Source organism: Tessaracoccus terricola (assembly GCF_054776555.1).
The window spans coordinates 372,730-399,431 of record NZ_BAAHBS010000001.1; the positions used below are offsets into that span (position 1 = coordinate 372,730).

23 protein-coding genes and 1 tRNA gene are annotated in these 26,702 nt (G+C 67.1%); 18 read left to right on the plus strand and 6 right to left on the minus strand.

All coding sequences use genetic code 11. The features are described from left to right. Nucleotides 1-40: 40 nt before the first annotated feature. Both ACYU7G_RS01640 and ACYU7G_RS01645 read right to left on the minus strand, forming a co-directional pair. Nucleotides 41-1,060 (minus strand): LacI family DNA-binding transcriptional regulator, encoded by a 1,020-nt coding sequence (locus ACYU7G_RS01640; RefSeq protein ID WP_461104087.1) that lies wholly within the window; start codon nt 1,058-1,060, stop codon nt 41-43. A 117-nt stretch (nt 1,061-1,177) separates the two neighbouring features. Continuing rightward, the gene (locus tag ACYU7G_RS01645) at nt 1,178-1,375 is read right to left on the minus strand and encodes a hypothetical protein (RefSeq protein ID WP_461104089.1); all 198 of its coding nucleotides are present in this window, start codon (nt 1,373-1,375) and stop codon (nt 1,178-1,180) included. A 1-nt stretch (nt 1,376) separates the two neighbouring features. On the opposite strand from ACYU7G_RS01645, the gene ACYU7G_RS01650 reads away from it, so the two are divergent. The 7 genes from ACYU7G_RS01650 (at nt 1,377) to mobF (ending at nt 11,272) form a co-directional block, all read left to right on the plus strand. Continuing rightward, on the plus strand, nt 1,377-1,676 hold the full coding sequence (locus ACYU7G_RS01650) for a hypothetical protein (protein WP_461104091.1): 300 nt from the start codon (nt 1,377-1,379) through the stop codon (nt 1,674-1,676). A 20-nt stretch (nt 1,677-1,696) separates the two neighbouring features. After that, nucleotides 1,697-1,770: transfer RNA gene (locus ACYU7G_RS01655), tRNA-Ile, on the plus strand. A 280-nt stretch (nt 1,771-2,050) separates the two neighbouring features. Next, entirely contained in the window at nt 2,051-2,269 is a 219-nt protein-coding gene (locus tag ACYU7G_RS01660; protein ID WP_461104093.1) for a hypothetical protein, read from the plus strand. A 65-nt stretch (nt 2,270-2,334) separates the two neighbouring features. After that, nucleotides 2,335-2,925 carry a type IV toxin-antitoxin system AbiEi family antitoxin domain-containing protein gene (locus ACYU7G_RS01665; protein WP_461104095.1) on the plus strand — a complete coding sequence of 197 codons (591 nt, stop codon included), beginning with the start codon at nt 2,335-2,337 and terminating at the stop codon, nt 2,923-2,925. A gap of 95 nt (nt 2,926-3,020) precedes the next feature. After that, nucleotides 3,021-3,872 (plus strand): nucleotidyl transferase AbiEii/AbiGii toxin family protein, encoded by an 852-nt coding sequence (locus tag ACYU7G_RS01670; protein ID WP_461104097.1) that lies wholly within the window; start codon nt 3,021-3,023, stop codon nt 3,870-3,872. 222 nt (nt 3,873-4,094) lie between these two features. Continuing rightward, nucleotides 4,095-4,706: a response regulator gene (locus ACYU7G_RS01675; protein ID WP_461104099.1), complete on the plus strand. Its 612-nt coding sequence runs from the start codon at nt 4,095-4,097 to the stop codon at nt 4,704-4,706. Nucleotides 4,707-7,300: 2,594 nt separating this feature from the next. After that, nucleotides 7,301-11,272, plus strand: coding sequence for a MobF family relaxase (gene mobF / locus ACYU7G_RS01680; protein ID WP_461104101.1), 3,972 nt, complete (start codon nt 7,301-7,303; stop codon nt 11,270-11,272). Between the two features lie 599 nt (nt 11,273-11,871). Here the strand turns inward: mobF and ACYU7G_RS01685 are convergent. Further along, entirely contained in the window at nt 11,872-13,089 is a 1,218-nt protein-coding gene (locus tag ACYU7G_RS01685) for a tyrosine-type recombinase/integrase (RefSeq protein ID WP_461104103.1), read from the minus strand. Between the two features lie 47 nt (nt 13,090-13,136). Next, the gene (locus ACYU7G_RS01690) at nt 13,137-13,289 is read right to left on the minus strand and encodes a hypothetical protein (RefSeq protein WP_461104105.1); all 153 of its coding nucleotides are present in this window, start codon (nt 13,287-13,289) and stop codon (nt 13,137-13,139) included. A gap of 402 nt (nt 13,290-13,691) precedes the next feature. Between ACYU7G_RS01690 and ACYU7G_RS01695 the strand changes: the two genes are divergently transcribed. Next, nucleotides 13,692-15,008: a CAP domain-containing protein gene (locus ACYU7G_RS01695; protein WP_461104107.1), complete on the plus strand. Its 1,317-nt coding sequence runs from the start codon at nt 13,692-13,694 to the stop codon at nt 15,006-15,008. A 146-nt stretch (nt 15,009-15,154) separates the two neighbouring features. Here the strand turns inward: ACYU7G_RS01695 and ACYU7G_RS01700 are convergent, their stop codons facing one another. Then, nucleotides 15,155-15,922 carry a hypothetical protein gene (locus ACYU7G_RS01700; RefSeq protein WP_461104109.1) on the minus strand — a complete coding sequence of 256 codons (768 nt, stop codon included), beginning with the start codon at nt 15,920-15,922 and terminating at the stop codon, nt 15,155-15,157. A gap of 81 nt (nt 15,923-16,003) precedes the next feature. Between ACYU7G_RS01700 and ACYU7G_RS01705 the strand changes: the two genes are divergently transcribed. Continuing rightward, nucleotides 16,004-16,534: a GNAT family N-acetyltransferase gene (locus ACYU7G_RS01705; RefSeq protein WP_461104111.1), complete on the plus strand. Its 531-nt coding sequence runs from the start codon at nt 16,004-16,006 to the stop codon at nt 16,532-16,534. Nucleotides 16,535-16,579: 45 nt separating this feature from the next. On the opposite strand, the gene ACYU7G_RS01710 is transcribed toward ACYU7G_RS01705, so the two are convergent. Beyond that, nucleotides 16,580-17,176: a hypothetical protein gene (locus ACYU7G_RS01710; RefSeq protein WP_461104114.1), complete on the minus strand. Its 597-nt coding sequence runs from the start codon at nt 17,174-17,176 to the stop codon at nt 16,580-16,582. A gap of 227 nt (nt 17,177-17,403) precedes the next feature. On the opposite strand from ACYU7G_RS01710, the gene ACYU7G_RS01715 reads away from it, so the two are divergent. From ACYU7G_RS01715 to ACYU7G_RS01755, 9 genes are all read left to right on the plus strand, one after another. Beyond that, nucleotides 17,404-18,771: an ABC transporter substrate-binding protein gene (locus tag ACYU7G_RS01715; RefSeq protein WP_461104116.1), complete on the plus strand. Its 1,368-nt coding sequence runs from the start codon at nt 17,404-17,406 to the stop codon at nt 18,769-18,771. Next, nucleotides 18,746-19,675, plus strand: a complete 930-nt coding sequence (locus ACYU7G_RS01720) for a carbohydrate ABC transporter permease (RefSeq protein WP_461104118.1) — start codon at nt 18,746-18,748, stop codon at nt 19,673-19,675. The genes ACYU7G_RS01715 and ACYU7G_RS01720 overlap by 26 nt, the downstream gene beginning before the upstream one ends. Then, a complete protein-coding gene (locus tag ACYU7G_RS01725) occupies nt 19,672-20,481 on the plus strand; it encodes a carbohydrate ABC transporter permease (protein WP_461104120.1) in 810 nt (269 codons plus the stop codon). Before ACYU7G_RS01720 ends, ACYU7G_RS01725 begins: the two co-directional genes overlap by 4 nt. A 79-nt stretch (nt 20,482-20,560) precedes the next feature. Then, nucleotides 20,561-21,487 (plus strand): CAP domain-containing protein, encoded by a 927-nt coding sequence (locus ACYU7G_RS01730; RefSeq protein ID WP_461104122.1) that lies wholly within the window; start codon nt 20,561-20,563, stop codon nt 21,485-21,487. 30 nt (nt 21,488-21,517) lie between these two features. Then, the gene (locus ACYU7G_RS01735; protein ID WP_461104124.1) at nt 21,518-21,760 is read left to right on the plus strand and encodes a metallophosphoesterase family protein; all 243 of its coding nucleotides are present in this window, start codon (nt 21,518-21,520) and stop codon (nt 21,758-21,760) included. A 210-nt stretch (nt 21,761-21,970) separates the two neighbouring features. Further along, on the plus strand, nt 21,971-23,338 hold the full coding sequence (locus ACYU7G_RS01740) for a hypothetical protein (protein ID WP_461104126.1): 1,368 nt from the start codon (nt 21,971-21,973) through the stop codon (nt 23,336-23,338). A gap of 239 nt (nt 23,339-23,577) precedes the next feature. Further along, the gene (locus ACYU7G_RS01745; RefSeq protein WP_461104128.1) at nt 23,578-24,879 is read left to right on the plus strand and encodes an ABC transporter substrate-binding protein; all 1,302 of its coding nucleotides are present in this window, start codon (nt 23,578-23,580) and stop codon (nt 24,877-24,879) included. Nucleotides 24,880-24,954: 75 nt separating this feature from the next. Beyond that, nucleotides 24,955-25,881 (plus strand): carbohydrate ABC transporter permease, encoded by a 927-nt coding sequence (locus tag ACYU7G_RS01750; protein WP_461104130.1) that lies wholly within the window; start codon nt 24,955-24,957, stop codon nt 25,879-25,881. Then, nucleotides 25,878-26,696 carry a carbohydrate ABC transporter permease gene (locus ACYU7G_RS01755; RefSeq protein ID WP_461104132.1) on the plus strand — a complete coding sequence of 273 codons (819 nt, stop codon included), beginning with the start codon at nt 25,878-25,880 and terminating at the stop codon, nt 26,694-26,696. The genes ACYU7G_RS01750 and ACYU7G_RS01755 overlap by 4 nt, the downstream gene beginning before the upstream one ends. Nucleotides 26,697-26,702 lie beyond the last annotated feature (6 nt).

Here is a 26,702-nt window from a genome sequence, read left to right on the forward strand (position 1 = left end):
CATGTGCATCTTGCGAGTATCAAAGCACACGGGGGCGCCGTCAGCGCTGGGTAATGGTGGAGCCGCGGATGACCAGGCTGACGGGGAGCCGGTGGACGCCGGGCTCCAGCTTGCGCTCGCCCATGGCCGTGAGCAGGTAGCGCGCGGCCGTCTTGCCGAGGTTCTCGAGGTTGAAGTCGACGGTGGTGAGCTCGGGACGGGCGTTGGTGGCGAGCACCTGCCAGTTGTCGAAGCTGATCACGGCGACGTCGTCGGGGACGGTGCGCCCGGCGTCGCGGATGGTGTCGATGACCCCGCGGGCGATCTGGTCCGAGCCGCAGATGATGGCGTCGACGTCCGGGTGCTGCTGCAACAGGACGGCGGTGGCGTTGCGGCCCCAGCGTTCTGTCCACTCGGAGTACATGGAAGGGCCGATGAGGCCGAGGCCCGCCTCGGACAGGGCGTCCTCGATCCCGACGACGCGGTCCCTGGCGGCGGCGTAGGAGCGGTCGCCCGTGATGTGGGCGATGCGGGAGCGTCCGCAGGCCAACAGGTGCTCCACGACGATGCGGCCGCCCGCCTCGTTGTCAGGAGTGAGCGAGGTGTCGGCGGGGTTCACCGACGGGGCGTAGGCGTAGACCACGGGGATGGGGAAGTCGCGCCCGATCGAGGGGCGGGGGTCGGTCTGGCGACCGACGACGATGATGCCGTCGACGCGGCGGCTCAGGAGCGCCTTGAGGTGGTGCTGCTCGCGGATGGCGTCGCCGCGGGCGTCGCAGAGGAAGACGCTGACCTTGCCGGCGCCGAACGCGTCCTCGGCGCCCATCAGGATGGGCAGCACGAAGCGGCCCTCCAGGTCGCTGGTGAGGATCCCGACGGTGCTGGTGCGGTTGGTCAGGAGCCCGCGGGCCATGGGGTTGGGGGTGAAGTGGAGCTCCTCGGCCACCTCGAGGATGCGACGGCGGGTGCGTTCGGCCACGTCGGCCCGGCCGTTGATGGCCTTGGACGCCGTCGCCAACGAGACGCCGGCCACGCGCGCGACCTCGCTGAGGGTGGTGGCACGGTCGTTGCCTGCGGACATCGCAACTCCTTTCGATCCCCGAAAATCTTCGGCAGCCCGCCGTGCGGAGCGGCGTCGCCACCAGCACTCTAGCCGAGATCGAAAGGGTTTTCGAGTCATTTCGTCTGATGGCGAGAATCAGACCTCCTCGATCCGGGACCCGACGGGCAGCGCGGCCACCACAGCGGGCCACGCGCCGATGCCCCGCCCGAGGGCGGTGCGGAGGAACGCCGTCGACGTGATTCGGACCGCCTCCACCCGCTGGGGGCTCTCGTCGGTGGTCTCAGTGCGGTTGTAGCCCTGGATGCCGCCGAGGTAGTGCTCGCCGCCCAGCACCGTGACCAGGGCGCGGGATCCGGGGCTGCTCTACCGCCACTTCCCGACGCGCTCGGACCTGGTGGTGGCCGTCTACCGGCAACAGGTGGAGGACTGCGCCGAGGCGGGACCGGAACTGCTGGCGTCCGAGCCAGCCGTTCCAGGCGGTGGTGGCATGGGTGCACGGCTTCGTCGCCTTCCTCGGCACCAAGCACGGCCTCAACCGGCGGGACCCGATCCCTACTACGACGCGCACCGGATGGTGGACCTCCTGCTGGGTGGTCTGCGCTCCGTTTTGCCCCGAGCCGACGCGGTGCGTTAGAGTTTGTCGTCGGTTGACTCGGGCCTATAGCTCAGACGGTTAGAGCGCTGCCCTGATAAGGCAGAGGTCACTGGTTCAAGTCCAGTTAGGCCCACCGATGAACCCGCGTTTGACTTCGGTCAACGCGGGTTCGCTGTTTATGCAGGGGACGAATACGGGACGATTCGCAGCCCCGGGTGCGACGTTTCAGGGAGGGAAAACCACCCCGTCGACCGAGTGCCTCGTAGCCGTGCGGACGGTGGTAGGCCCTGCCGGTCGTCTGAAGAAGCGCCGAGGTTCCGGGTAACGAGTCGGTAGCGGATTGCGCCTGGGAGTCAGTGCTGCGGGCCTAGCAGAGTCATGGACAAGCCTGTTTCAGACCTGAGGGGTGAAGTATGAAGAGGACCCAGTTGCGCAGCGAGCTAGACGCGCTCGAATCCGAGTACGGCCGATTCGTGAGTTATCCCAAGGCAGCTGAGATCACGACTGCCAGCGTCCGGACGTTGAAGCGTCTGACGGCGGCCGGTGATTTGCCGGTGTACCAGATTGGCCGCGCGCGCGTGCTGCGGCTTCGGACCTCCGATGTGGCAGCTCTGATTCAACGGGTGGTTTGAAGACGCTCCCCGTCGGTGGGATAGAATACGCGCACAGTAAGCTCTTATGTGTGAGGATCGTATCCATGAAGGTGATCAGTGAGTCCCTGCCGTCGACGTTCACGACGCAAGTGGCGCTCTCCCGCGGGGTGCATCCGCGTGATCTGTATGCGTGGCGGGATGGCGGGCTGGTGGTGGAGCTCTCCCGTGGCGTGTTTCGACGTGCCGACGCGCCGCCTGCGTCCTATCCGGATGCGCTGGCCGTGGCGTATCGATCACCACGCGCCATCGTTTGCTGTGTGTCAGCGGCTGCGATCCATGACCTGACCGACGAGATGGTGCCGGCGGTGCAGATCGCAGTGTCGAAGCGCTCTCACACCCCCGTGATCGATTACCCGCCGGTGACGGTGTTCCGCTTCGAGGAGACAACGTTCGAATGTGGCCTGTCGTCGTTCGAAGCGGGACCGGGCGAGGAGGTCCGGGTCTACGACGCTGCGCGCACAGTGGTGGACCTAATGCGCTTCCGCCGCCGACTCGGCGAGCCCCTCGCGCACGGAGCCCTCCACCGGTACCTCTCTTCCCCCGGCGCTCGACCCGTGCTGCTCCTGGAGTATGCGGAGGCGCTGGGCACGTTCGGGCCGGTGCGTGCGGCTCTCGACGTCGCGAGTGCCCGATGAACCGGCCTACCCGAGATAGCGCGGCAGGACGCGCATATCTGGATCTGCAGAACCGTGCCCGACGGGAGAAGCGCGGGACACAAGAACTGCTGACGATGTACGTCGTGGAGCGATGGTTGGCGCGCTTGTCCGTCTCGCCCTTCGCGGACGACGTCGTGCTCAAGGGCGGGATGTTGTTGGCGTCATTCGGCACCCGTCGCCCTACCATCGATGCGGATGCGCTGGCCAGGAACATGCCATCCGACCACGCGACCGTCGCCCGTCGCGTTGCCGAGATCGCGTCGCTCGAGGACCTTGACGACGGCGTGGAGTTCCTGACCAGTTCGGTCACGACGGCCGTGATCCGTGAGGCCGCGCACTATGCCGGCGTTCGGGTGACGATGGACGCGCAGCTCGCGACCGCCCAGGTGAAGTTGCGTCTCGACATCAATTTCGGCGACCCTGTCACCCCGGCGCCCCGCATTGTGCACCTGCCTGCCCTCCTCCCCGGTGCTGCCATGATCCGGGTTCTGGGGTACCCGATCGAGACGGTGCTGGCTGAGAAGCTCGTCACCGCGATCGACTTGGGGCGTGCCAACACTCGCATGCGGGATTTCGTCGACGTTCACATCCTCACTGGCACGCAGACCGTTCGCTGCGGTGAGCTACGTGCGGCGGTCGAAGCGACTGCAGCCTTCCGGAGTGTCGCTCTCACGCCCCTGGCGCACGCAGCCTCGGGTCTGGGGACGCTGCGAGCAACGACGTACGCCGCTTACCGCAAGGGCCTGGGATCGACTGTCCACGGACTCCCGCAGCGGTTCGTCGACGCAATCGCCGGGGTGGTTGCGTTCATTGACCCAGTCATCGAAGGGCTCGGCGCCGGCGCCGTATGGGATCCGTCGACGCGCCAGTGGAAACCCGAAGGAGCTTCCCCGTCGCCGCTAGATTCGTGGCCGCGGACAGGTTGATCCGTGTATCGACCCTGGATGAATGGGTGGGGAGCGCAGTAGCGCGCGCTGACCATCAAGTTCGTCGACCGCGGCGGCGATGCTCACCTCAGTCTGAATATCAGCGCCGCTGGGCCCACTGATCGTGTGCTTGGAGGCCACGGGCTCGCGGTGCTGATCGTCTCGTTGGGGGCCAGCCGTGGCGTGGCTGGGTGCCGCTGAATTCTAGGCTCCTCCCGCCGCGTGTATTGGGCACGCGGCGGGATCGATGAGTGGCTCCTCGACCCGCCCGACGAGAGCATGCGCAGCATGCTCCTGGAGTTGCTCGAGCGCCGTTACGACACCACTTCCACAGCCTTCTGCGTCCAATGCCCGAAGAAGGACTGGCACATGGACCTTCGAATGCCAGGCATGGGCGGTCGCGCAGCGTGCGAGGCGCTCCTTGCAGGTAACTCGAAGTCGCGTGTCGTATTCCTCACCTCCTTCCCCGAGGAGTGCGTAGAGGAGAGCATGAGGGCTGGCGCACACGGCTACCTCTACAAGGACGAGCGTCCGGAAAACATCATTGCAGCAGTGAGGGCAGTCGCGGCAGGACTGGGTGTCGGGAGCCGAGCAGCAGTTGCCACCTTGGTGGAGACCCGCCCCAGCCCCGACCTGAATCAGTTCGCTACAGACAACGTCGATGTCGACTTGTCGCGCTTGATCTTGGCAGGTCAATCCAATCGCGAGATGGCCAAGGCGCTACACCTCTCCGAGTCTGGGCTGAAGAAGCGCATCAACAAGCTGATGCAACGCGCCGGAGTCGCCTCCAGACCAATGCTTATGGCCAAGCTCTACGGGTCAGGACACGGATAGCGGACCAGCACGCAGGGTTGCCACGCTCTTAGGCTGGAAGGGCCGCCAGTCCACGACGGCCTCGCGTGAGATCGCGCACCGAGAAAGCAGGTCACGACTCGTGCTGGCACGAATAACGAGCCGGCGCGCGCCATCGGGCTGTCTGGTCTTGTACTCGGAGCCGTCGACTCTGAACCGGGTCTGCTGAGCGGATCATCTCGGGTCTCGTTGGCTGTTGTCGTGACCTGTGCCCTCTCTTCGTGAAAGGTGTGGGATTCCGTTCATACGCTGCGGAGGCCTGTGACCACCCTGACAGCGAAACGCTTGCGCCGATCCACAACCCAGGCGGTTGTCTCCGGGATGGTGAGGTCGAGCTCACTGACCAGTCGGTTCAGCCCCGTCGCCTCGGGGGCATGTTGTTCACTATCGAACCCATCTGAGCGCAGCAGGGTCGTCACTGTATGCGTGGTTGTGGACGACATCCGCTGACGTCGCAGGTTGTGGCGTCGGCAGCGATGGTTCGCGAGAATCCGGAACAATGAGACGCAACACGACGCCGACGGCACAACCTGCCCAGTACGCCCCCGTCCAGGCATGGGATGGATCCACATACACCGGCAGCACGAAGGCCGCAAACCAAACCAGCCACAACACCGCCCGGAACAGGCTCCTCCGCGTGCGGAGGAACCCATTCCGAGCCAGTGGGGTGGCGCAGCCCACCCAACCACCGATGAGCAGCGCGCTCAGTATTAGAAGCACTCTTTACCCGTGTACACCGTCGGGACGCCACCAAGCGGCGTGGTGTAGACCATAAGGCACTTGCCCGAGTCGTAGGCCGCGTTGGCGGCCTTTGTGATCGCAGCCACCTGGAGACCGCAGAAGATGGCAACCGGCCTGGGGAGGGTCGCACACAGAGCGACCCAACCCGACGCACTGCGGGCCTGTCGGGTCTCCGTCTTGTTGAAGAAGACCGCCGGTCCGCCCCATGACCATCCGAGCTGGGCGTTCGGCGTCACCGTTCCAGGTGTCGGCCTCTCATCTGGAATGTAGATTGTGGCGCTCGGGACGGTGGGACCGGCGGCACTGGCTGTGCTCACTGCCCCCACCATTACGAGGCATCCCAAGACCACTGAGGCCAAGAGCTTTCGAATCACTGCAACTTCCTTTCGGCATTCAGACCTTCGTGTCTGTGCGTGCAGGCTAGCCAGCAGAATGCTGATCAAACTGCCGCGCAGCGAGAGAGGGGACTTTCGTACCCTGACTTGGCCGCACACCCGCTTCTGCGCTGTCTCCGGACCTGGACTGCGGCCGTGAATACCTCAGACCAGACCGCGATGGCCCGATTGAGGCAGCCCAGCGGACGGCCTGTGCGATGAGGGACTTCGGCCGGGATGCGTGCGGTCTCGGTGCTGGCGACCGTTGACCTTGGCCATGAACTCCGCACACGCCTGCTCCAACTCCGGAACGATGCGCAGATCATCGAGTAGGTTCGCCTCGGTGGACCAGGTCGGCTTCGCTAACCGGACCGTGGCCTCGGTCCCACCCTGCTCTCGGGGTCGAACGGGACACGTGTAGACCTGACTGCCGTAGCGGCGCCGACTTCCAAGATCTGTGGATGCCGGACCGTGACCCCAGCCACGTGGTCGATCGTCACGTTTTCGCGTTGCCGGTCAATAGATGCGCCGGGACCCCAGCCAACCGCCGCAAGCGGCATCCAACACGCGTTCAGCGCAAGTCTGCTCAGGACTCATCCTTGGTCGCGTTCCCCAGGCCTCCTTGGGTGGGACTCCGATCGCCGGCAGGAACTGACTGAACGGCCGACGGCGCAGGCTGGGAGACCGCGGGGACGAGTAGTTGTGCCACTACGCCTACGGCACAACCAGCCCAGTAAGCAATGGTCCCGTCGCTGATCGGGAGTGCGTAGGCGGGCAGTGCGAACGCCGCGAACCAGAGGAGCCACAAAAGTGCGCGACCCAGGCCTGCTCGTGTGCGGAGGGATCCGTTCCGGCCGAGGGGTGCGGCGTAGCCCACCCATCCGCCGATGAGCAGCGCGGTCAATAGTGTCGCGAACATTCGTCACTCCTTGTATATGGGGGCGCCACCACGAGTCGGTGCACCAGCAGGCGTCGGCCTGCTCGATACCATGAGGCTAGCGCGTCCGGGGTTCCCGGGCTCAGGTGCGAGCCGCTGAGGTTGGAGGCGATCAGTTCGCGCCGATCGTGGATTAGCGGGAGCTGCTGCAGTGCCGGCTTAGCGAGCATCGGCACCGGCTGTACGGCGTCATGCAGAGCGACATGCATGCGGCGAATGGGTCGCGGGTCTCGGCCTCCACATGGGATGTGGCGATCCCTCGCGGCCACCGAACCCGGCCACCACTGGCGCGATCACTTGGCATCACTTCGACTGGGACACTTGTCCCCACCCATACAAGTGTTGTCGTGACACGATCGGAAGAACCCTCTGAACCTCCGACCACAGATCCCATGCAGCACGCAACCAGGCAGCGCCTTACCACCGTCGCCACGTACCCCCTGAGTCTTTGGAGTTGAACACACCTACTGCACCACGGAATTTTCGTTTGCGCTGTAGGAGCCGGCTGGCGGGATATAGAGAGTATGACGGCCTCTCTCCACAAGCTGACGGCTGGGTCGGGGTATGACTACCTGACCCGGCAGGTCGCTGCCCAGGACACCACTGAGAAGGGCCGGGCTTCGTTGGCGTCGTACTACTCGGAGAAGGGTGAGATCCCCGGGTCCTGGTGTGGCAGCGGCCTGGTCTCGCTCGGTGATGTGGGCGCCGGTGATCCGGTCTCGGCGGAGCAGATGAAGGCACTGTTCGGAGGCGGGTTCCACCCGAACATGAGGGCGCGGCAGGCGGCCTTGCGGGCGGACGCAACGGAAGGGGAGGTGGCTGCCGCGGTCAGGCTGGGACGGCCGTTCCCGGTCCATGCGGGGGCCTCGAAGTTCCAGAGCGAGGTGGCGCTGCGGTGCGCGGCGTGGGAGCGGCAGCACCCCGGGGCTTCGGAGGTTCCAGAGGGGGTGAGGGCGGAGATCCGCAACGCCGTGGCCACTGCGGGATTCCTCAGACGGATGGGTCGAGCGCCGGGGATCTTGGAGTTGTCGTCGGAGGTGGCGCGGTTGTCGAGGGATGTGTCGACGGCGTGTGCTGGGTTTGATGTGTCGTTCACGCCGGTGAAGTCGGTGTCGGCGTTGTGGGCAGTGGCCCCGCCGGGGTTGGCGGCCAAGATTGAGGAGGCCCACAACGCGGCTGTGGCCGATGCGTTGCGGTTCCTGGAGGAGAACGCGTTGTTTTCGCGTGAGGGTGCTGGTGGTGTCCGGCAGGTCGATGTGACTGGTTTGCTGGCTGCGGCGTTTGTGCATCGGGACTCCCGGGCTGGGGATCCGAATCTGCACACGCACGTTGCTGTGGCGAACAAGGTGCAGACGTTGTCGGGGAAGTGGTTGGCGATTGATGGCCGGTTGATGTTCAAGGCGAAGGTGGCGATCTCGGAGACCTACAACTCCCAGCTCGAGGCCCATCTCGCCGGTCTGGGGATCCGTTTCGCTGAGCGGGCGGGTGATGATCCGGGGAAGCGGCCGGTGCGTGAGATCGTCGGTGTCCCGGCCGCGTTGAGCGGACGGTGGTCGTCTCGGCGGGCGGTGATTACGGTTCGGCAGCAGGAGTTGGCGGTGCGGTTCCAGCGGGATCATCATCGGCCTCCGACGCCGGGGGAGGCGTTGAAGTTGGCGCAGCAGGCCACGTTGGAGACCCGCGGCGCGAAACATGAACCCCGCAGCCTCGCCGAGCAGCGGGCAACCTGGCGGGCCGAAGCCGCCGCGGTGATCGGCGAACCCGGCATCGCCGCCATGGTCGCGCAAGCCACCGGCGGTGACCGGACCCCGTCCCGGGTCACTGAGGGTTGGGTCGATGCGACGGCTGCCGAGGTCGTGGCTGCTGTGGAGCAGTCGCGTGCTGTGTGGCAGTCGTGGCATCTGCGGGCCGAGGCGTCCCGCCGTGTCCGCGAGCACGTGCTGGATCCCGCCACCACCGAGGCTCTCACCGCCGAGTTGCTCCGCCGGGCCCTGCGAATCTGCCAGCCCATCGGTGACCCACATACGGGACAGGGGGCGCCTGCGGTTCTGCGGCGACGGGATGGGTCGTCGATGTATTCGGTGGCTGGGTCCCGGCAGTACACGTCGGCGCGGATCGTCGCTGCGGAACAGCGCATCGTCGAGCTTGCCGATCGCTACGACGGTCACCATGTGGGGGAGGTTGAGGTGCCGTTGGCGCTGCTGGCCTCGACTGCGAACGGCGTCACATTGAACCAGGGGCAGAGAGATCTGGTTGGTCGGATGGCCGCTAGCGGTGCGCGCGTCCAGCTCGCGTTGGCTCCCGCGGGGTCAGGCAAGACGACCGCATTGAGAGTGCTTGCCGATGCGTGGCGAGAAGGCGGAGGACAGGTCCTCGGGTTGGCACCATCAGCAGTGGCCGCGGGTTTGCTCCGCGAGCAGACTGGTGATGCGGACACGGTTGCGAAACTGGTGTGGGATTTGGACCACAACCGCCCTGGCCACCGGATTGGTCCGGAGACTCTGGTTGTGGTTGACGAGGCGGGAATGGTCGACACCATCTCCTTGGCGCGGGTAATCGACCACGTCGTGGACCGTGGCGGGTCGGTGCGGTTGGTCGGGGATGATCAGCAACTGGCCGCGGTCAACGCCGGCGGCGTCCTTCGGGACATCGCCACCACCCATGGCGCCGTGGAGCTGACCGAACTGATGCGGTTCACCGACCCTGCCGAGGCCGCCGCCTCCCTCGCCCTGCGTGAGGGCCGTCCCGAGGCGTTGGGCTATTACCTGGACCAGGACCGGATCCATGCCGGCACCGGACAGGGCAGCATCGAGGCCGCATTCCAAGCCTGGACCCACGACATCGACGAGGGTTTGGACAGCCTGATGCTCGCCAGCACCAAAGCGACAGTCGCGGACCTCAACCGGTTGGCACGCGAACACCGCCTCGCCACAAGCACCGGACCGTCGGGGCCGTCGGTGGTGTTGGGTGATGGGAACCATGCCTCGAGGGGTGATGTGATCGTGACGCGGATGAACGCCCGCCGGTTGCCGGTCTCGGCCACGGACTGGGTCAAGAACGGCGACCGCTGGAGCGTCGAGAAGATCACCAAGGCCGGCATCCGTGCCCGTCACCGCACCTCTGGTCTGCTGGTCACGCTGCCTGCCGCCTACGTCGTACAGCATGTCCAACTTGGCTACGCCGTCACCGTCCATTGCGCCCAGGGCGTCAGCGTCGACGTCACCCGGGGCGTCCTGTCGGGGGCCGAGTCGAGGCAGCAGCTGTATGTGATGATGACCCGCGGCCGGCACGCCAACCACATCTACACACCCATAGTTGGCGACGGCGATGAGCACAGCCTGCTGCACCCCAACACACTTCGGCCCGAGACTTGCGTCGATGTCGTGGAGAACATCCTCGCCCGAGACGAAGCCGCACGATCGGCCACCACCGCGCACCGGGAAGCCACCGCAGCCGCCACCCAACTCAGAGACGCGACCGTGCAGTACCTTGACGGCCTGCACGTCGCAGCCGCCGACGTCCTGGGAGCCGAGAACGTGAAGGCCCTGGACCGTGAAGCTGACCAAGTCGTCGACGGGCTGACTGACTGTCCCGCATGGACAACACTGCGCGCGGCCCTGCTCCTCAACTCCCTCTTCGGCCACGACCCGATCGACGATCTCCGGGCCGCGGCCGCGGGCCACGAACTGGACTCCGCCAAGGACCCCGCAGCCGTCCTGACGTGGCGCATCCACACCCCAACCGGTGGACCGCTCCCGTGGCTACCCCCGATCCCCGACACCCTCAACAACCACCCCGACTGGGGACGCTATCTCAGCGGACGCGCAGGCCAGATCATGCGTAGCGTCCGCGCACTTGCCGCCGAAACCCCAGCCGGCGGGACACCGCCATGGGTTCCGTCAGGGCAGCAACTCACCACGGATCTGATCACAGACGTGGAGACCTGGCGAGCCACCGTCGGGGTCGACCCATCGGATCGACGCCCAACCGGTCCCGTTCAGTTCGGCGCTGCACGACTCTGGCAAGGACGCCTCGAATCAAGGCTCGAACCCGACACCATCATGGGCACCAAACTGCTTGCCCACCTCGAACCCGCGCTCCGTGGTGATCCCTTCGCTGCCACTCTCAGCAGGAACATCTCTCGACTCCATGGCGAAGGAGTCCCCATCGAGAAGTTACTGGGGGAAGCTATCGCGGAGGGTCCACTGCCTGTGGAGCACGCTGCAGCAGCGTTGTGGTGGCGCTTGTCCCGCCATCTTGACGATCCGGAACCAGGTGGTGAGGACCTCCCGGGCCGGCATGAGACGGGCGTCGTCTTGTTGGGATCAACGGTCGATGTGCCTGTCCCGAGGGCGGTACGAGCGGCAGAACCACATGTCGTGGCTGGGGGCAGGGCGCAGCCCGTGGATCGTCAAGCTGAATCGGATCGCGTCCGTCAGCTACATCGACAGAATGCGAATCGGCAGGGACCGCGAGCCGTGGGTCCTCGGCGATAGCCACGATCCTTCGTGTCGGTGGGCCCGTGACGGCGGGCTGAGACGGCGAAGGTGACTTTCTAGGATTGTCTTCTGGTTTGCTGTTCGGTGCCCTGGTGGCGTTCATGGATCTGCGAGTTTCCGGCCGTTGAGCGTGCGGGGGACAGCCGCCTTTAATGCGATTCCGTGTTGCTGCGCGGGTTGTGGTCGTCATTTCTGTGGTGTTGTTTGACCCCCGTGTTGGCAACCCGGTTGGGGTGTGTCATTCTTCTCTTCAATCGCGCAGCCCTGCGCGGGGCATGTCGGCAACTTCGTGTATCTGGTGTGGCGTGATTTACGGTTGGCCGTGGCGACCGGAGCAGCTATTCATGAACCGCCAGTACCCGAGCGGGTTCCTTGCTGTGACCGGTTCGAAGTCTCGATGTGACTGAGTCGGCTGACATGACCAGACCGGGGTCGCAGTCGGCGTTGAAGTGTCATTGAGTCTCCATCTGGGATAACGACGACAGCTTCTCAGGGTGGCCGGAATGGGGTACCCCCTTCGGCTGTTCGACGCCGAAGGCCGTCACCGCAAAGGTCCGGCAGCTCACGGTTCGGACCTTGTTCCGGTCTCCGTTGCTTCACGGTGAATTCTGTGGCCGCCATCCCGAGTGCCTCATCTGTCCCAGCACAGCCGCGATGCGCTTCGCTGGAAGCTGTGGGACCAGCTCGGCTACTTGGTCGGCTTCGAGTCTGCTGAGTACTTGGGCCAGCGTGGCGTCGTCCAAGGTAGCCAACAGTGGGCCGAACGTGGCCGTGGGCCCTGGTGACCGGTGCGAGGTCCACCCGGCCAACTCGGAGACGCGCAGCGCGTAGGGTGACGCTTTCGTAGTGTCTGGATGGGTGTAGCTCCCGGTCATGCCCGGCTGGGCGTGTCCCAGAATGGCACGGCGCATCGCCTCGGGCGTGCCTGCCTCGTCCCACAGCGTGGCTCCCCAGTGCCTCAGCCAGTGCAACCGAAAGAGTGGCAACCCGAGCTCACGGCGAGCGTGATACCAGCCGAACCCTGCCTTCCGTACACGCCCGGACTTGTCCAGCACTTCAGCGTGCCCGTTGATCTGCTGACTTGTCCGGAAGTCCATGGCTGGGTTGGTTGACGGGAACAGCAGGCCGTCCCGGCCAGTCCCGGCCCACTGGCTCAGGTGGGCGTCGAGTTCGGGCAGCAGGTGTGGCGGGATCGGTACTACACGTTCACCCTGCGCGCCGGTCTTGGTGTCGCCTTCGTGGCGTTGACCGCCGTAGCTCGAGATTGCTCGCTCCACGGTCAGCCAGCCGTACGGCAACCCGTCGGCGGTACCGAACTCCACGTCGCGGCGACGCAACGCGCACGCCTCACCGGTGCGCAAGCAGCAGTACGCCAGCAATAACACGAGTACCCGATCCCTCGGGCGCACCAGTTCAGCCAGTTGGCGGACCTTGTTATGGTCCAGAGCCCTCACGGCCCTGTCGGGGTTCACCTTCGCACCGGGCTTACGGGTGGCGTTTTCAACGATGAATGGGCTCTTTGATACCAACTCATCAACCTCGACGGCGCTGGCCATGACGGACTTGGCAAACGCGTACGCCTTGTGTCTGAGGCTCGGGGTCGACGCATTGGATCCGTGCCAACGAGACACGTCCGAGGCGGTCAGGCTGACCAGTGGACGGGCTGCCAGCGGCTGCAGGATGCCCGTGAGATACCTCAGGTACTCGGCGCGGGTGCGTGGATGCAGCGGGCTTCCCTTGGGTGTGACACGGTTGGTGATCCACTCCCGGGCGTAGATGTCGAATGTAAGCTCGGTGGCGGCCTGCTCGGCCATGGCCCCAGCCCGGCGGGCGGCAGGTGGGGTCCAGGTGTCCCGGTCAATCAACGTCTGCTCGCCGCGCAGCCATGACAGGCAGCGGCCTCGGTGGAGAACGTATGACCCGGGGTGTGGCGGATGCCGAGCCGCTCGTAGCGGGCTCGCCAGTTCCGGCCGCTACGGACCACGGTTCCCAGCGTCGCCTTGCGCTTGCTCATGGTGTCCTACTCCCTTGGACAGGGGACGAATAGGGGACGATCTGGGTCCAGTGTAGCCCGTTGAGCCTCCTGCGCTGTGCCGTAAAAGTATCCTGTGGATCAGTCCATAACTCCTAGTCAAACTGCAGTGACCGCTGATTTCACTGGGTTCAGAGGGTCCAAAGATGATTGAGCGGTGGGGCTGGTTCAAGTCCAGTTAGGCCCACCGAAGAACCCGCACCCGCCCCGGCCGGTGCGGGTTTCGTCATTCAGCGGGCCGTTGTGACCGAGGTCTCCAACAGTCCAGCTCTCGGTTGCACCCAACGGCCCCGGCCCGATCGAGTCCGATCCCTCCGAGACGCGGAATCCGTGCTTTCATTTCTCATGGGGGAAAAACTTGGGGGACTTCTGCGCACACTCCTCGTGAGTCTTGCGCTCGTGCTGGGCTCGTCGGTGCTGGCACCGATCGATGCCGCCGCGGCACCCACCGTCGATGCCTCGAAGGCTGACGCGGTGCGGGCCGCATATCGTGAGTACACGAAACTGGCGCAGACGCCCGTGGGGTGGACCGGCTCGGTGGCGAGCTGCGCCCCCGGCACAGTGTCGGCCGCCTACCAGTCCGCGATCCTGCGCCGGGTGAACCTGGTGCGCGGACTGGCGGGCCTGGAGCCGGTCCAGTTCTCACCGTCGTACAGCGCCTCGGCGCAGGCCGCGGCCCTGATCATGGCCGCCAATGACACGTTGGAGCACTACCCGGCAGCGGAATCGCGCTGCTACTCGGAGGCGGGTGCGACGGCCGCCGGCAAGTCGAACCTGGCCATCAGCTGGGGCCTCGACGCGCTGGACGTGGTGCCGGACCCGATCCAGCTCTACATGGACGACTACGGCTACCACAACACCGCCGTCGGCCACCGTTGGTGGATCCTGCGCCCGGAGACCACCACCATGGGCTCCGGCAGCACCAACAACACCAACGCGTTGTGGGTCATCGACGAGTCGCCGCGCGCCACGGCCCCGCAGCTGACCACTTGGCCCGTGGCCGGCTACTTCCCGAGCGAGTGGGTGCCCACCAGCAGGCGCTGGTCCATCCAGGCCACGGGCACGGCGAGGCTCAGCGCGGCCACGGTGCGGGTGACGGGGCCGACGGGGGAGTTGGCCGCCCGGGTGATCTACGGCGCCGCCGACCGGCTGGTGTGGGAGATGCCGGAGCTGCCGGAGGTGGAGGGGCAGGGATCGGTGCGCTACGCGGTCACCGTCAGCGGCATCACTGGCGACGGCGCCCCGCGGACGCACACGTACAACGTCGACGTCATCGACGGCAGTTGGGTGGACGTCTACACCACGCCCGGCGAGCACCACGTCGGCGGCCGCGACTGGCGCACCACCTGCCAGCCCTACTCCACCACCCAGCGCTGCCGCACGGAGATCCGGGCCACGCAGATCGCACTCGTGGACGGCCGCTACGTGCAGCGGACCGGGTGGGTGTTCAACAACCTCACCTACCTGCCCAGCCCGCGCTCCATCTGGAAGGACAACCCGCTGGGCGGCTACGCGCAGGCGGGCTACGACAAGCAGTGGACCAGCGAGGGACGGGCCTGGCGCACCGAGTGCGACACCGCCACGTCCGGCCGCAACGGCTGCCGCGCCTACATCCGCAGCACCGTGATCGAGGTGAACCCCGCCGGTGGCTACCGCACTGTCACCAAGTGGGTGTTCAACAACATCGTGCGCTTCGGCTGAGCTGGTTCAGACCGCGGCGACGGCGCACTCGGACTGAGGCGCTCGACGGGAGACCCTTCGAGGCTCGCTGGCGCTCGCACCTCAGGGCGACTGGTGGGTGTCGCTCGTGGGCAGCAGGTAGTGCACCTCAGGGCGCCTGGCGGGCGTCAGGTCGGAGGCAGCAGGTAGTGCACCTCGTTGCCGTACACCTCGAACCCGGCGCGGCGCAGGATGGGGCTGGAGGTGCCCTTGCGGGCCTTCACCAGGGCGTAGCGGGCGCCGTGCTCGACGGCCTCGGTGAACCGGGCGGCCATCACGGCCCGGTAGGCGCCGCGACGCCGGTACTGCTCCACGACGCCACCGCCCCACAGCTTGGCGACGCCGTCGTCGAGCGTGAGTCCGGCGTGGGCCGCGGGGACGCCGTCGACCAGTCCGAGGTAGCGGAAGACGGTGCGGTCCCTTCCGGCGGCCACCTGGCGGGCGACGTCGGCGATGTCGCCCTCGCGGAAGGCAGGACTCGCGACGGGGGTGCCGAACGCGGCCGCGGTGACGGGGTAGATCAGGTCCAGGACCTCGGGCCCGTCCGCGCGGCGCACCTCGACGTCGTCGGGCACGGCCAGGTCCGGGACGCCGCCGGCGAGGTCGAGGGCGAGGACGTCGAAGTCCTCCTTCACGCTCGCGCCCAGCCCGAGGAGGGTCTCGGCCAGGTCGGTGGGCACGGTCAGGTCGTGGACGGCCCACTCGGTGGGGACCGAAGGCGTCAGCGCCCGCACGTGCGCCACCAGTTCCGCGGCGGGCAGGCCCTCGGCGCGGTGGACGCTGCCCTTGCCGTCCTTGACCACCACCTTGGCGTGCTCGGTCTCGTGGACCTCGGCGTCGTAGGGGATCCACAGCCAGGCGGCCGCGGTGTTCAGGACTTCTTCGCGGGTGGGCACGGGGGAACTCTAGGGCGCCTGGGAGGCCGGAAGCCAAGCGTGCGGTTGCGGCCCGCAGCGGGGATCTGGTTCGCTCGCGCCATGACCATCGCGCTCACCCCTCCCACCGTCGCGCTGTTCCCCAGCTGGGCCGAAGCCGTGGCGGAGTTCGCCGGCGTCCACATCGACGGCTCCGGCCTGAAGGCGCCGGTGGCCGGGGAGCCGTCGGTGCTGGACCTGCTCGTGGAGAAGGCCCGCACGATGGCCGACACGTCCGTCGCGCCGCCCAAGGGGCTGGTCCACAACGACCTGTTCTGGATCACCGACGCCGACGAGGTGGTGGGGTTCGTCTCCATCCGGCACGAGCTGAACGACTGGCTGCGGCGCTTCGGCGGCCACATCGGGTACTCGGTGCGGCCCTCGCGGCGACGACGCGGATACGCCCGTGCCGGCCTGGCGCTCGCGCTGGAACGCTGCCGCGAGCTGGGGCTGGAGCGCGTCCTGGTCACCTGCGACGACGACAACGTCGGCTCCTACCGCACCATCGAGGGTGCCGGCGGGGTGCTGGAGGACGTGGTCGACGGCGAGGAGCCGGGGGATCCGCGCCTGCGTCGCTACTGGATCGAGTTGTAGACCCGGGATCGCCGGTCCGGCACGTCATCCCGAACCGGCGCACCCCTACGCCTTCTTGGCGAAGGTGGCGGCTCCGGCAGTCATCGCGGCGAACCCGAGGGCGGCCACCACGGCCCACAGGAGCGTCCTGCCGGGTTCGACGGGTGAGTCGAACAGCACCAACCCCTGCCAGAGCCCGAGGCCGAGGACCACCAGGAACAGCAGGCCGGAGAGCAACCCGAGCATCATCCTCCCGCTCGCGAAGCCGAACATTGGAGTCATCGACCAAGCCATGGTCCCCACCAGGAACAGCGCCACCTGGACGACTGCGGTGGGCTCGGAGTGCAGTTGCGTGACCAAGCTCCCGTGGGACCCGTCGATCGCGAAGGGCCAGAGCATCACGCCCGCGAGGTGGATGACTGCCGAGATGGGCACGCCCAGGGAGAGCAGGCTCGGCAGCCCATCGGTGCGCAGACCACCGCCGGGGCGCTGGAGGTCCACCTGCAGGAACCCCCAGACCCCCGCCGCGAGACCACCGACGATGCCGGCCCACACGGCGGTGGGCTCGATGACGTCGCCATTGGGTTGTTGCAGGAGACCGGTGGCGGCGATGAACACCGCGCCGGTCCAGAACACCGCTCCCAGAGCGGACTTGAATAGCATGCTGCGGAGGTCCTCCCCCCAGCTCCGGGTGCGTCGCTGCTTGCGGCGGCGGGCGGTTCGGGGGTCTGTTCCGGTTCCACTCATACCCATCGATTGTGCCGGGCACCCCGGTCACTACGACGGGGCATCGCCGTGCACCACCTCCCCGCCCTCGGCGAACAAGTGGATCTCCCACGGCGCCACTCTGGCACGATGGACCCACCGGTTCTGTACCCAGGAGGATCCCGATGAAGTCTCGACCATCCAGCTCGCTGCGCGCACTCGGAGGCGCACTGCTGGTCAGTGCCCTGGCCCTCACGGCCTGCGCGCCGGGCAGCGGAACCCCGTCGGAGGAACCTGACAGCGGGGAGACCATCATCGACGTGGAGACCGACATCGGCTCGCTCGGCGACGTCGAACTCGTGGTCTGGGACCAGGAGGTCCGCGGGTCCCAGAACGACGCCCTCGAGGCCCTGAACGCCGCCTTCGAGGACAAGTACCCCAACGTCACCATCAACCGCACCAGCCAGGCCAACGAGGACCTGCAGCAGCAGATCGCGCTCGCGCTCGGCGGCGACGACGTCCCGGACGTGGTGCAGGTCAACAACGCCCGCGGCGACATGGGTCAGTACGTCGCGGCCGGGCAGCTCGCGGACCTCTCCCCGTACGCCGACGCCTACGGCTGGACCGACCGGTTCCCGGACTCGGTGCTCGGCAAGGTCCGCTACTCCGCCGACGGCACCACCTTCGGCGAGGGCAACCTCTACGGTCTCCCGCAGACCGGTGAGATCGTCGGCATCTTCTACTCCCGGTCCAAGCTGGACGAGCTGGGCCTCGAGGTACCGACGACGTGGGACGAGTACCACGCAGCCCTGGACGCCGCGCTGGAGGCGGGTGAGCTGCCGATGGTGCTGGGCAACATCGACCAGTGGCCGGCCCTGCACGTCTTCGGTCCGCTGCAGGCCAACCACGTCCCGGCCGACGACATCGTCGCCCTGGGCATGGGCAATGCCGGGGCGTCCTGGCTGGACGAGGGCAACGTCGCCGCGATGGAACAGTTCGCCACCTGGGGCGCCGAGGGCTACTTCGGCTCCTCCCCGAACGGCACCGACTACGACGCCGCCTGGGCGGACTTCACCACCGGCACGGGCGTCTTCCTGCCCGCCGGCAACTGGCTGGGCACCGACATGGAGGCCGTGATGGGCGACGACCTCGGCTTCATGGCCCCGCCGCCCGGACTCGACGGCCAGGTGGCCACCACCGGCGGCACCGGCATTCCGTTCTCCGTCCCGGCCAAGGCGGACAACGTCGCGGTGGCGGCGGCCTACATCGACTTCATCACCACCGAGGAGGCGATGGAGATCATCGCCGAGAACGGTGGCATGCCGGTGCTGAACACGGCGGACCTGGCGCCGGAGAGCGGCGTGCAGAACGACATCTACACCGCCTTCAGCACGGTCTCGGAGGAGGGCACGCTGCTGCCGTACCTGGACTACGCCACCCCGACCTTCGCCGACACCGCCGGTCAGGGCCTGCAGGAGGCACTCGACGGACAGCGCACGCCCGAAGAGGTGCTGCAGGCGTTCGAGGATGACTACGCCGCCTTCACGGGCTGAGGTCCGGGCGCCCCGGCGCTGGGGGCGGCCGTCGGCCGTCGCCGGCTCCCGGGCCGCGCCCTACCTCTACCTGCTGCCGGCCCTGGTGGTCTACGGCGCCTTCATGCTGTACCCGCTGGGCCGGACCATCAGCTACTCGTTCTACGAGTGGTCCGGCTTCGGCGCGGCCACCTTCGTCGGCCTGGACAACTACACGTCGCTGCTGGGCGACCGCGCCTTCCTCGCCGCCATCTGGCACGCCCTGGTGCTGATCGTGTTCTACTCCCTGCTGCCGCTTGCGGTGGGGCTGGTGCTGGCCGCCGTGCTGCGCCGCGGACAGGTGCGCGGCCTCGGCGTCTACCGGGCGCTGATCTTCCTGCCGCAGGTGATCGCGCTGGTGGTGGTGGCCGTCGCCTGGCGCCAGATCTACGCACCATCCGGCGGTCTGAACAGCCTCCTCGGCCTGTTCGGGATCGACTCCGACGTCGGCTGGCTCGGCAGCGCCGACTTCGCGCTGTCCGCCGTCGGCATCATCGGCTTCTGGCTGGAGACCGGCCTGGTGATGCTCCTGCTCCTGGCCGGCATGACGCGCATCCCGGGCGAGCTCTACGAGGCGGCCCGGCTCGACGGCGCGGGACCCGTCCGCGAATTCTTCGCCGTCACCCTGCCCAGTATCCGCGGCGAGATCGCGACGGCGCTGGTGCTGACCATCATCGCCGCCCTGAAGACCTTCGACCTCGTCTACATGACCACCCGCGGCGGCCCCGGGACGGCGACGACGGTGCCGGCCTTCGAGGTGTTCAACCGTGCGTTCAACCACAAGCAGATCGGCTCGGCCGCGGCCGTGGCGGTGGTGCTGACCGTGCTGGTGTTCATCATCAACGTCTTCGTCAGCCGCGTCGGTGAGGAACGGAGGCCGCGATGAGGGTCTCCAGCACCGAACGGACGCTCAACTACGTCGTCCTCACGCTGTTCGCGCTGTTCGCCGTGGCCCCCGTGGCCACGATCTTCGCGACCGCGCTGGGGCCGCAGCTCGGCGTCGCCACCGGCGGGCTGCACTGGGGCAACTTCGCCGATTCCTGGGCGCAGGGCGACTTCGGGAGCGCGCTCAGCCGGTCCCTCGCCGTCGCCGCGCTCGTCGTCACGTCGGCGCTGGCGCTGTCCGTGCTCGCCGGGTACGCGTTCGGGACGATGCGCTTCCCCGGCTCCACACTGCTGTTCTACCTGTTCCTGCTGGGGTTGATGATCCCGGCCGAGGCCATCGTCATCCCGCTGTTCTTCGATTTCCAGGCCATCGGCCTCACCGACACCATCTGGGGTGTTGCGCTGCCGCAGATCGCGCAGTCGACGGCGTTCGGAGCGTTCTGGATGCGAGCCCAGTTCCGGGCGCTGCCCGAGAACCTCCTCGAGGCCGCTGCCATCGACGGCAGCACCAGCTGGAGCGCGCTCTGGCGGATCTGCGTGCCGCCGCTGCTGCCGTCGCTCGCCACCGTCGCGGTGCTGATGTTCATGTGGACGTGGAACGAGTTCCTGATCCCGCTGGTGATGTCGCCCTACAAGACGTGGGCAACGGCGCCCCTCGCGCTGAACGTGTTCCAGGGCCAGTACACCGCCGACACCGCTCTGATGGCGTCGGCGGGTGTCATCATCGCCGCGCCCATCGTCGTCGCGTTCGTGTTCGGCCAGCGCTACTTCATCAACGGCATGCTCGAGGGGGCCACCCGCGGCTGAGACGGGGCATCGGGGAGTGACCCACGTCGGGGTTACGCTTGCCGCCCCGGGGGAACTCTGACCGATTCGAGGAGCCCCGATGAACAAGACCCGGAATGCCTGGTTCACCCGCCTGGCGGCGCTACTGGTGCTGTTGGGGACCGCCTTCGTCGTGCCACAGGGCGCGCAGGCGGCCACGAACGTCAACGAGCCCGCGAAGGTCCAGCAGATGCTGGCCGGACTCAACTCCTACCGCGCCCAGAAGGGTGCCCCGGCCGTCACCGTCAGCACCGCGCTGACCCCCGTCGCGCGCGACTGGACGGTGCACATGGCCGACACCGGAGACTTCAACCACAACCCGCACTACCACGACGACTCCCGCGTGCCGGCCGGCTGGCGCGCCGCGGGCGAGATCATCGCCCTGAACTCGTCGGGCAGCGCGCAGCAGTTCATCAACCAGTGGATCAACTCACCCGGCCACGAGGCGATCATGCGCGACGCGAAGTACACCCACGTCGGCATCGGCATCGCCCGCGCCTCCGGAGGCCTCTGGTACGCCACCATCAACTTCTTCCAGTACTCGGGCAACCCTGACGGGAACACCCCGGACGTGGACGTTTACACCACCCCGGGTGAGCACTACGTCAACGGGCGCCACTGGCGCACCGAGTGCAGCGACTACAGCACCACCGTCGTGCGCTGCCGGGCAGAGATCTACGCCACCCAGGTCAAGAACGTGGGCGGCAGGCTGCAGCAGGTCAACGACTTCGTGTTCAACAACCTCACCTACCTGCCCTCGCCGCGGTCCCAGTGGAAGAACAACCCGCTTGCCAACGAGGGCCAGTGGCGGGCCGACGACGGGCGCCAGTGGCGCACCAGCTGCGGGGACTCCTGGACCGGGCCCGACGGCTGCCGCAGCTTCGTGCTCGCCACCTTCCACGAGGGCTACCTCGACGGCAATGGCCAGCGTCAGTACCGCCAGAAGACCGACTGGGTGTTCAACAACATCGTCCGCTTCACGTCCTGAACGGTTCCCGGCCATGAATAGGATGGCCGGGTGACCCTGGACCGAATCGCCCTCATCTCCGACGTCCACGGCAACCTGACCGCGCTGGAGGCCGTCCTGGCAGACATCGCCGCCCGTGGGATCACCCGCGTCCTCAACCTCGGCGACACCGCCGGCAAGGGCCCCCGCGGCGAGGCGGCCGTGCGTCGCTGCCGCGAGGTGTGCGAGGTGAACGTGCGCGGCAACTGGGACGACTTCCTGCGGTTGAGCCGGTCCGGGCTCCTCGCCGACTGAGCGGGTCCGGGCTTCTCGCCGGTTGAGCCGGTTCGGGCTTCTCGCCGGTTGAGCCGGTCCGCGCGAGCGAAGCGAGCCGGACCGAGTCGAAACCACCGCGACCACACCGTCGCCCAGTAGCCACCATGGCCTGAGTTCAGAAGCGTTTCAGCGTGGTCTCCGGCCCAGCGGGCCGGGCGGCGAACCCGGGACGGCCTAGATTGGTCACCCGTGAGCCAGCACCCGCACCCGCAGCCCCGTCGATCCGGCACCCGCTCCCTCTGGTGGGTGGTGGTCGGAGTCCTGGCCTGTGTGCTCGGCGGACTCGTCGCCTACGGACTGCTCACCTCCGACGCAGAGGACGCGCCCGTCGGACCTGCATCACAGTCACCCAGCGTGTCGGGTACCCCGTCCCCCACATGTTGCGGGCCGGAACCCTCTCCCTCGCCCTCGCCCTCGCCTTCCCCGACGTCCGAGGACCTGCACCCGCGCGGTCTGGCTGGGAGCTGGCTGGACGAGGGCTACGCCTCCGGCGCCACCGAGGTCTCCTTCGAGGGTCTGAACGCGCGGCCCGTCGGGCTGAGCGCGGACGGCTCCGTCTACGCGTTCATGCTCGACGACGTGCTGCACGGGATCTCCACGGCCACGGGAGAACAGGTGTGGGAGTTCCCCAGCTACCTGTGCTCCGTGGGAACCCGCGAGGGCGTGGCGCTGTGCTCGAGCATCGAGGTCCCGCAGGACTACTTCCCCGGCAAGACCACGGCGCCGCTGGTCGGCGTCGACATCGCTGCCGGCACCGTCGCCTACGAGGTTGACGCCCAGTTCCTTCCGTCGGACATCCGGATGGTCGGGTCACATGACGAGCTGGCGATCTACCTGGTGGCCGACCACGCGGCATCAGGTGCGCTCTTCGGCCAGATCGAGGTGCTGGCGCTCGGTCCCTCCGGCGAGGTGGCCTGGCGGCACAGCACCGGCATCGACGACGTACTTGGCCAGGCCGCGCTGGTGGAGGGTGGCAGGCTGGCGCTGTTGGCGGGCAACGTGCTCCAGCTCATAGACCTGGCGGATGGATCAATGGTGTTCCAGCAGGACAGCGATGACGCCTTCACTGACGTGCAGTGGGACGGTTTCGGTGTCTACACCGACGGGGCGGGCACCGCGTTCTTCGACTGGGAGGGCAACGAGTTGTCGAACCCGGCGGGCGGGTACGCCGTGCAGCCTTTCCCCTATGTCTTCCTGGGCCTCACCCCCACCTACCCGTTGGAGATGCTGGGCATCGGGGTGGAGAAGATCCCCACCTCCGTGATGTTCTCCCCTGACGGGGAGGCGCTCCTGAGCGACATCGGGCTCCAGTTCAACAACCGGGGTGAACCGATCCCGTCCAGCAATCCGCTGTCCGTCAGCCCCGACGGCTCCGTGGTGGCCGTCATGGACAACTACGACCGCCCCACGATCCACCGCGTCTCCGACGGAGCCGTGATCGCTGAGTTCAGCACCAGCAACTACGTGGACACCCTCGTCGTCGACGGCTACCTGAGCATCCAGGAGCGCAGCGGCGAGGGCGAAGTCGGCATCCGCATCCTGCTCCCGAAGGGCTGACCGCCCACCAAGTCGCAAGCCCACCACCCGACCCACCAGCTCCGGTGGCGTGCACACACGCCTGGACATCGACGGCTCGAACATCCGAAAGCTTTCGAAAACTCCTAAAGGCTTGGTCGGTTCTAGAACTCTTGACTTGCTTGATCACGCGTGAAATGATTCACGCAACCCTTTACGAAGGTTTCGAAAGCCGGGGGACAGGACCGGCAGCACAACACCTCAAAGAAGAGAGGATCAAAATGAAGTCTCGCTCGATCCTGGCCGCTGCCGCGGCCCTGAGCCTCGCCCTTACCGCCTGTGGCGGCGAAACCCCGGCGGAGGACCCCACCGAAGGGGCCACCAACGGTGGAGAAGTGTCCGCGGAGGGCATCGATGACGGCACGGAACTGACCATGTGGACGCGCGCCCCGCTGGAGCGCCAGGCCAAGAACGCCGTCGAGGCCTACAACGCCACCCACGAGAACCAGGTGACCCTCGAGATCCTGCCGAACGACGACGTCGAGGGGAAGGTGGGCGGCGCCATCCAGACCGACACGCTTCCCGACATCCTCGCCGGTGACGTCGTGCGCATCCCGTACTGGGTGGAGCAGGGCGTCTTCGCAGACATCACCGACCACATCTCCACGCTGGACGTGGACAACCTCCAGAAGGGCCACATCGACGCCGGCACCATCGACGGCCGCATGCACACCCTGCCGTTCGTCACCGACATCTCCGTGATGGTCTGGAACAAGGACCTCTACGAGGAGGCCGGGATCGATCCCGAGCAGGGCCCCACCACCGTCGGCGAGTTCCTCGAGCAGGCCAAGGCCGTCGCGGACCTCGGCAAGGACGGCGTGGCGGGCAGCTACCTCGCCGGCCAGTCGGGCGGTGCGCTCGTGTTCACGCTGTTCCCGATGATGTGGGCCAGCGGTGAGGAGCCCCTCAGCGCCGACGGCACCCAGGCCAACGTCGCCTCCGAGAACGCCAAGGCGGTCTACGCGGCCTACAACGAACTCGCCAGCACCGAGAACGGCCTCGGCGCAGGCTCCAAGGAGGAGACCGGCGCCACCTGGACCGCCCCGTTCCAGGAGGGCAACATCGGCGTCATGCAGTACCCCTACACCGCGGTGACGGGCCTGTTCGACACCGTCGACTTCGAGATCGGCGTCGCCGGCATCCCCGGTGTCGACGGCAACCAGTCCACCTTCCTCGGCGGTGACGCCCTGGGCATCTCCCGCAGCTCCGAGAACGTCGAGCAGGCCTGGAACTTCATGTCCTGGCTGATGTCCGACGAGGCCCAGCAGACGGTGTTCGCCGACAACGACGACACCGCCTCCAGCCTCAGCGTCCTCGAGAACGGCTACGCCGACGCCGACGAGCGGACCCTCATCGCCAACGCCACCATCAAGGACGGCCGCACCCCCGTGGCCATCTACTTCAACGAGGCGTTCAACGCGGCCGGCTCCAACTGGCAGCTCCTGATCCAGGACGCGGTCTGGGCCGACGGCTCGCAGGTCGACTCCCTCAACGAGCAGATCACCGCCACTCTGGGCGGCTAGTCCGCGGCGAGGCAACTGTGGGGGTGGGGCGGCACCGCCCCACCCCCACACCATCCCGGAGACAGAGGAACTTTCATGACAGCACCGAGCATCGTCGCGGGCAGGACCCGCAGCGCTCACGTGAGACGTGAGGCGGCCACAGGCTGGGCATTCGCCACGCCGGTGACGGTCGTCCTGGCCGTGCTCTTCTTCGCCCCGATCGTCCTCGTGGTGATCATGTCGGGCTCCAAGTGGACGCTGCTCGGCGGCAACCAGGGCCTCAACGGCGTCGAGAACTTCAGCAAGGTCCTCGCGGACCCGATGCTGCTGGACTCCGTCTGGTTCACGCTGAAGTACACCGTCCTGACCACGGTCATCCTGATGCCCATCGCGCTCGGGCTGGCGCTGCTGGTGCAGGAGGCGAGACGCTGGAACAACATCCTGCGAACCGCCATCCTCGTGCCCTCCGCGCTCGGCATCGCGTCGGCGTCGGTGCTGTTCTACGCGCTCTACTCGCCGCAGGTCGGCCCCATCAACAAGCTCCTCGCGAGCCTCGGCCTGATGGACCAGAACTCCTCGCTGCTGGGCACCCCGAACGGCGCGCTGTGGGCGACGGTGTTCCTGGTGGTCTGGCGCTTCGCCGGCTTCTACATGCTGCTCACCATGGTGGGACTGCAGGGCATCCCGCAGGACGTCTACGAGGCCGCCCGCATCGACGGTGCCTCCCGCTGGCGCACCTTCACCCAGGTGACGCTGCCGCTGCTGAAGCCCACGATCGCGATGACGATGATCATGTCCATCACGGGCTCGCTGCTGGCCTTCGACCAGTTCTACGTCCTCACCAAGGGCGGCCCGAACAACTCGACGATGACCGTCGTCCTGCTCATCTACCGCTACGCCTTCGAGACCAAGCGAGACCTCGGCATGGCCGCAGCGCTGTCCGTGCTGGTGCTCGTCGCGCTGGTGGTCATCAACGCCATCCAGCTCAAGGCCATGGGCGTGTCCGACAAGGAGGACAAGTGAAGTCCACACCGCTGTCCAAGGGTCTGTTCTACTTCCTGACCTCCTGCATCGCCATCACCTTCCTCGCACCGCTGGTGTGGGCCGTGATCAGCTCCGTCTCGCCCGCCCCCGGAACGTCGCAGACGTCGGGCTTCGGCTTCGGCAACTACGTCGCCCTCTTCTCCTACGGCCGCGGACTGCCGGTCTACCTGGTCAACTCGCTGGTCATCTCCCTCGTGGCCATCGTCGTCACCCTGGTCTGCGCGGCCACCGGCGGCTACGCCTTCGCCCGCTTCCGGTTCCGGGGCAAGAACGTCCTGTTCATCCTGGTGCTCTCGGTGATGATGGTCCCCGTCGCCGCCCTGCTGATCCCGCTGATCGTGTGGATGCAGAAGATCGGCCTGCAGAACTCGCTGCCCGGCGTCGGCCTGGTGCTCACGCTGTTCCAGCTGCCCATGGGCGTGTTCATGATGCGCAACTCGTTCGCCTCCATCCCCGGCGAGCTGGAGGAGGCGGCCAAGCTCGACGGCTGCTCCGCCTTCACCGCGTTCTTCCGCGTCATGCTCCCCACCGCCACCCCGGCACTCATCACCGTCGGCCTGTTCGCCTACCTGGCCGCGTGGAACGACTTCATGGTGGCGCTCTACCTGCTCAGCATGGACAACGCGCCGCTGCCGCTGGCGCTGGTGAACATGCGCCAGCAGGTGATGGGGGTCATCGACTACGGCATCACCACCGCGGGCGTCGTCGTCCTCACGCTGCCCGCGCTCGTCCTCTTCCTCGCCCTGCAGAAGTACTACGTCAAGGGCTTCACCTCAGGCGCAGTCAAGGGCTGAGCCATC